Consider the following 6,322-nt stretch of genomic DNA (forward strand, 5'->3'; position numbering starts at 1 on the left):
AGCGGGATCTCCACCAGACTGGGCAGTGGATTCCACACGAAGCCCACCGCCCCGAGATGCGGATCCCGGCTCCAGATGGTGAACGCCGCGTTCGCGACCCGACTGCTCGCGTCGGGATTGATGTATCCGACAACGAGATATAGGTAGACCCCGGCGAACAGATATCCGATGGCGAGTGATCCGAAGAGGCCGACGCCCCATCGTCGTAGCTTCACCGCACGACGGTGTTCGGCCACGTCGACCGGAACGGCTCCCCCGACGACGGTCGGGTTCTCGGCCACGACGGTCATGTGACGGCTTCGCCGCCTACACCGGCGACGCCACCGGGACGGCCCCGCCTGCGATGAAGTGCCACGCCGGCCCCGACAAGCACGGCGACCCCGATTACGGCGACTGCAGCACCGAGCCACACCAGCCAGCTGGTACCGACCTGCGCGATCTCGGTCTGCGGTCCGTCGGCCCTGATCGTCATCAGTTCCGTCTGCCCGGCCGCGCCGGCGGCGAGGACGTCACCGCGAAGGTTCGAGAGTTCACCCTCCTGCGCATCGAGGAACGCCAGCAACGGGTCCACGAGTTTCCACGACCCCGAGGTGCTCACCAGCACGACCGTCCGGGAGTTCTGCGCGAACGCCTGGATCGTTCCCAGTCCACCGGGAAGCGCCGTCCGCACCTTGGCCGCGAGATCGATGCGCGTCGACGAGTCTTCCGTCCCGATAGGCGGGTTCAGTGCCTGCACGTTCGCGGCGTCGGCCACGATGAGCGCCCCGGAGCCACTGCGAATCGCCTGGTCGAGCGGCACGAGCATCGGCGACAGTGCCGTCGCCGAAGACCGCTGGACCGACGCGAGTAGCTGGGCCGCGGCGTCGAGCTGTCCGGGGTCGGTACCGTCCAGGGCGACCTGAACGGTCGGTTGCCAGCCCAGCGGGATCGATGAGAATCCACCCATGCTGACGGGGGTCGCGTCGGCCGACGCCGTCGAGGACGGTTCGATCTGGAAGGTCAGCGGCACACTGCGCTTGGTGCAGGCGGCGGCGCTGGGTTCGTAGGAGATCTGGAACTCCAGCGGTTCGTTCGCGGCGACCTGCGCGGCGGGAATGGTGAACTGGGTGTCCAACGAGCCTGATGCATCGAGGGTCTTGGAGGTCAGCACCTCGCCACCGCTGATCGCAGTCACACTGGCCCGGGCCTCCCCGACCACCGGGGTGTACCGCGCGAGGAGGTGGACTTTCACCTGACCCGGCCGACCGAGCGCCAGCACCGTCGGGTCGAAACCGGTTGTGAGGGTCGCTGTTCCGAGGACGTCTGCGGTGAGGCGTCCGGGGAAGTCGCCGAAGGTGACCGTGTCCGATCCCTGGACGGGCCGTTCGGTGACCGCGTCGACGCCGGCGCTGGTGGTCTGCGCGAGGCCCGTGAGGTTTTCCCGGAACAGGGCGACCTGCTTCGGCAGCGACTGCTGATCACCGGAGACGACGAGGGTGGCCTGTGGCTGCCCGGCGTTTTCGAGACGGATTCCACCCGGCCCGGTCTGCTCGCGGATCACGACGACCCGCTGCAACGGGTCGCCCGCCACCGGAGCGGCGTCGGACATTTCGACGATGTCCACCGACACACGTTGCGGACGGTAGTGATCGGCGATCGCGGCGACCAGACCGAGGGCGGTCTGCGACACTGCGACGCTCGGACGGCGCGGGGTGTAGATCGTCACGCCGCGCACGACCGAACCGAAGACGTCGCGGATGTTGCTGGGCGCCTGTGCCGCTCCCGCGTAGGACACGTCGAGGTTCGTCAGTGTCACCTCCGGGTCGGGCCCGCATTCGGTGTCCTCGCCCGGATTCCGCAGGGTCAGGCGCAGGTCGGCACGGCCCTCGGACACCGGGATCGAGGTCAGCGGGACCTCGAACGGAGCGCTCAGCTGTTGGGGCCCGAACACCGGAACGGGAATCGTGCCGACGATCGTGCCGTCGGTGCGGGCGACCTGGATGAAAGCGTCGGACACGTTGGTCGCCGAGGCGACCGTCCCGCGCAGGATCGTCGGTGACATCCCCTCCGGGACGGGGACCGTCACACCCGTCGTGACGTCCTGGGCGTCGATGTGGATAGTTGTGCCGAGACCGAGTTGACGCCATCCGAGGGTCGTGGTCGCGTCCGGTGCGGCGGCCGCCGGCGCGGCCACGGTTCCGAACACGATGGCGATCAGCGCAATCGCCCACAGCTGGGTGGCCCAGGAGCGCCTTGTGCGCGCTGCGGCGGTCTTTGCGGGCCGGCATCGATCACGATGTCTGACGGGCATTTTCAGAGCCTTTCGGTTCCTGCATGGTGCCCGGCATCGCCGAGAGTCCGTGCACGGTCTTCTCCCAGTAGGAGGGTTTGTAGATGAGTTGGACGACGCTCTTCACCGCTGCCATCGACTGCAGGAACCAATAACCCGGTACCAGCAGGGCAGCGACGAGCAGATAGGGCTTCTCGCGGGTGCGTGCCGAGACCACACCGAGCAGGATGGTCGCGAGGTTCCCGACGGTGAACATGAACAGGCAGAGATAGAAGACCGGTCCCGGGAACAGGCCGCGCATGAAATCGGGCTTTCCGGCGAACCACACCACGAGCAGGGTCCAGAACGCGAGATTGAGGGTGTTCGCGAGCGGCATCCCCGCAGTCAGGTTCGCGATGCGCAGGGTCGGGACCAGTCCGAGTTCGCGGATCACCGCCGAAGGGTGACGGGTGTGCACCAGGAACGTCTGGAGATAGCCCTTGTACCAACGGGATCGCTGACGGACCCAGTTCACCACGTCGGCGTTCGCCTCTTCTTCGGTCAGCGAGTCGAGGACCACGGTGCGATAGCCGTAGCGGGCGAGGCGGATACCGAGGTCGGCGTCTTCGGTGACGTTGAAGGCGTCCCAACCACCCACCTCACGCAACACGCGGGTGCGGATGTGGTTCGACGTACCGCCCAGGGGGATCACGCATTTCGACGCACTCAGCGCCGGGAGCATGTAGGAGAACCACTGGTCGTACTCGATGGAAAACCACCGGGTCAGCAGATTGTCTCGTTCGTTGAAGTAGCCCAGGCGGGCCTGCACCGAGGCGACCTCCGGCGGACTCCCGGCGAAGATCGCGGCGGCACGCCGCAACTGCAGCGGATCCGGGATGTCCTCGGCGTCGTAGATGGTGACGAGGTCGCTGCGCTCGATCGGCAGGCCCATCGCATGGTTGCAGGCCTTGGGCTTGGTGCGCGGTTCGCTAGGCGGCACCAGGACCGGGGTGATGTTCCCGAGGTCCGCTCCCTCGATGGCGTCGAGGGTCTCGGCGTCGTCCTCCTCGAGGACCAGGAGAATGTCGAGTTTGTCAGCGGGATAGTCGATCCGACCGACGCCGGCCACGAGGTTGGTGACGATCTCCGGCTCCCCGTAGACCGGGAGCAGCACGGTGTAGACCGGCAACTCGTCGTCGGGGATGGCGCGGGCGGCGTCGTCGGATATCTGGATCACCCCCCGCCCGGACATGCCGCGTGTGACCAGGACCAACTTGTCCACGCTCGAGATGAGGAAGTAGACCGCACAGACACTGAGCGCCGACGACAGCGCGATCTGCCAGGAGACGACGAACCCGGCGGCGATGAGGATCGCCGCGCCGAGCAGACCCACACGCTGGACCGTACTGAGAGGGTGACGAGCCGACAGATCGTCGGGCAGCGCCGACGCGGCACCGCCCGGGGCGGGTCGGGTCACCTCGCCGTGCCTTCAGCGGCGCGGACGATCTGCCAGGCGAGTTCGGTCAACGCAGGGTCGACGTCACGGGTTTCGGTGTCGCCGGCAAGGGGCCGGTCGCCACCGCGCACAACCCATTCGATCGGTTCGACGACGGCGGTCGTGTAGCTGGGCGGCCGGGGGTCGGCCACACCTCTCCCGGACGTCTGGTCGCGGTTGGCGACGAGGTAGACAGCCTGATGGCGCACACCGTAAGGGGTCGGGATCTGCCATCCCCAGAACCGTCCGGTCCACAGGGTGTCGTCTGCGGTCCGGATGGCATCGACCGTGTTGGCGATGCGGCCGAGTCGGGTGTGCCGACCGTCGTCGGACAACGGTTGTGCACCGATCTGCACGGGCGGCACCGTCTCGTACCAGATCCCTCGCCGGTAGTTGGCGAAGCGGCCGCGGTCGGCGGTCGTGTAGACGTCGAGATAGGCCGTCGTCAGCTGCGCGGCAGGTGCGCCGGTACGCAACGGCACCGTGATCCGGTATCGCCGAACATCTCCGTGGCTGCCCATGACCCGCGGCCCCCAGGCGAACACCTGGGGCTCGGAGATCGTCAGTCCCGCCTTCCGCGCTTCGGCCACCCATCCTCCGGTCGCGGACACGTCATTGGGTGCGAGGAGTGTCTGCGGATGCGGCGCCAGCGCGAGGATCGCAAGTGCAGCAACCCAGGTGACGAGATGCGTGGCGATCGACTGCTTCGGCAACCCGTCCGTCGACTGGAACCCGTGCCCCGAGCGAAGGCGTACGACGATGGCCACCGCCGTCACCACCCCCGCTGGCACCGTGTAGGCAAGCGCCGGCGCGTCGGCGAAGACGAGCACCAGCGCCACCCCGGCCACGGACACACCCAGCGCGGTGACGAGACCGAGGCGGCGTCCGACGCAGCGCAGCGACAGGTAGGTGGCGACGGCCCCGAGGCCGACCGTCAGGGAGCCGAACACCACCGTCGACCCTCCGAGGACCTGCCCCATCAGCAAGAAGTTCGGCGGGAAGCACACGAGGACGAAGAGCCAGACACGGTAGTCGCGGACCACGCGTCGGATACCGAAGACGACGATCGACGCGGCGAAAGCCCAGATCAGCAAGGGAAGTGCGTCGGCACGCCAGAAGGCGGCCACCGCAGGCACCCGTGGAAAGACCAGCAGGGCTATCAGCGACAACCCGCCGCCGACGACGATCACGAGGATGCGATCGAACTCGGTGTCGTTGATCGACCGGCCGCTCCCGGAATCGAGGCCCAAGGCGATGAGCAGACTCCACAGCGGCACCAACAGCAGGTAGGCCGTGGGTGATCCCTGCATCGAGGCGTCCACAGTCATCAGCAGGGTCGGCGCGAATGCGACGAGTGCGGCCCCCAGGGTGGCGAGATACCGAATGGTCAGCGAGGTCTCGCGCGGAGTGGTCAACCACTGTTTCAGTCGCCGGCCGTCACGACGCACGGTCGTCGAATACAGCGTGTGTTTCAGTGATTCGGCATCATTCCGACGACCGTCAGAAGGCAGCAGAGATGAAGGCACGACGATGTGCCGAAGTTCGGTCAAGGATCCTCCCCAGGAACGAAACGCCCGAGTCCTTTGCTTGGCTCGGAGCGCTCAGCCGCGGGACACGTCAAACCACAAGGGCCTCCCCTGACGCGATCGCGTAGCGGTCGCCAGCGTAACGGCGGAAACGCACCAACGCCGCATTCGTCGCAACAGTTGGTCTGAACGGGTGAACGGGTGGAGGTTCCACATATCGTGGCGATGGAGGGCGAGAGTCAAACATCAAGGGATTCAGATGGTTTGGTTCCCAGGGCATAACTCCAGTTACGGTCCGCGACGCGTTCGAGTCAGGCCTGGAATCCGGCCAGAAATGGGGTCGCACCCCTCGTCGGAAAATTCGCTATTTCTGTGGATGAATCAGCGCTTATCCACAGATTCTGTGAATTCTGCGATTTCTGTCCACTGATGTTGCACGCCTTTCTTTCGTATGCGTGAAACATCCTGTGAACAGTGGGAACTCAACCAAAGAGAAGTCGAAACTTTTCCGAGTATTCGAACGTATGTTCGTGTACAAAGGATTCATGGCACCGCTCGAATCCCTCCTCGACCAACTGTCGGGAATCGCTCCACCCGCGAACGATCCCACTGGTCGCGCCACATACGAACAACTCGAGACCATGCGGCTGATCCGCAACGTGGTCGACCATCAGATCGTCTCGCGGACAGCCGAACTCGATCGTCTGCGCGTCGCAGAGAAGGCAGGGTCGACCACCAAGAAGATGCTCATCGAGATGGGGTTCGCACCTGCGGTGTCGACGCGCACCGTGCGGACCGCCTCGCTCCAGGGCATGTCCATCATCGAGAAGCGCTCAACCACAGCACTTTCCGACTCTGATCGAGATGCGCCTGAGAGCGATCGCCTCGCCTACAACCGCCCCACCATGCGCCTCGACGACGCAGCCTGACCCCACAGACTTACGCGCACCACCTTCCGCACCCGGTCATCGGCCGGGACCGCGTTCGATCTTTGACAACTCCACAGCGTGAAAGGGCTCGGTTTCGATACGGCTCGTCGCAAGCTCCTCGCCT

Annotated in this window: 4 protein-coding genes; 1 reads left to right on the forward strand and 3 read right to left on the reverse strand. The window is 65.9% G+C overall.

Features of this window, described 5'->3' with window-relative positions:
• Positions 1–286: 286 nt before the first annotated feature.
• The 3 genes from GONAM_RS02260 to GONAM_RS02270 are packed head-to-tail and all read right to left on the reverse strand — an operon-like array spanning position 287 to position 5,158.
• Positions 287–2,290: a hypothetical protein gene (locus tag GONAM_RS02260; RefSeq protein ID WP_006865157.1), complete on the reverse strand. Its 2,004-nt coding sequence runs from the start codon at positions 2,288–2,290 to the stop codon at positions 287–289.
• Positions 2,271–3,725: a glycosyltransferase family 2 protein gene (locus GONAM_RS02265; RefSeq protein WP_006865158.1), complete on the reverse strand. Its 1,455-nt coding sequence runs from the start codon at positions 3,723–3,725 to the stop codon at positions 2,271–2,273. Before GONAM_RS02265 ends, GONAM_RS02260 begins: the two co-directional genes overlap by 20 nt.
• Entirely contained in the window at positions 3,722–5,158 is a 1,437-nt protein-coding gene (locus GONAM_RS02270) for a hypothetical protein (protein WP_245548559.1), read from the reverse strand. The genes GONAM_RS02265 and GONAM_RS02270 overlap by 4 nt, the downstream gene beginning before the upstream one ends.
• A 656-nt stretch (positions 5,159–5,814) precedes the next feature.
• On the opposite strand from GONAM_RS02270, the gene GONAM_RS02275 reads away from it, so the two are divergent.
• Positions 5,815–6,198: a hypothetical protein gene (locus GONAM_RS02275; protein WP_006865160.1), complete on the forward strand. Its 384-nt coding sequence runs from the start codon at positions 5,815–5,817 to the stop codon at positions 6,196–6,198.
• Positions 6,199–6,322: the final 124 nt, after the last annotated feature.

The sequence above is a fragment of the Gordonia namibiensis NBRC 108229 genome, assembly GCF_000298235.1.
Taxonomy (GTDB): domain Bacteria; phylum Actinomycetota; class Actinomycetes; order Mycobacteriales; family Mycobacteriaceae; genus Gordonia; species Gordonia namibiensis.

What these genes read in the sequence shown, in the direction of transcription:
- GONAM_RS02260 (WP_006865157.1), bottom strand. Translation starts at nt 2,290, where the DNA reads ATGCCCGTCAGACATCGTGATCGATGCCGGCCCGCAAAGACCGCCGCA.
- GONAM_RS02275 (WP_006865160.1), top strand. Translation starts at nt 5,815, where the DNA reads ATGGCACCGCTCGAATCCCTCCTCGACCAACTGTCGGGAATCGCTCCA.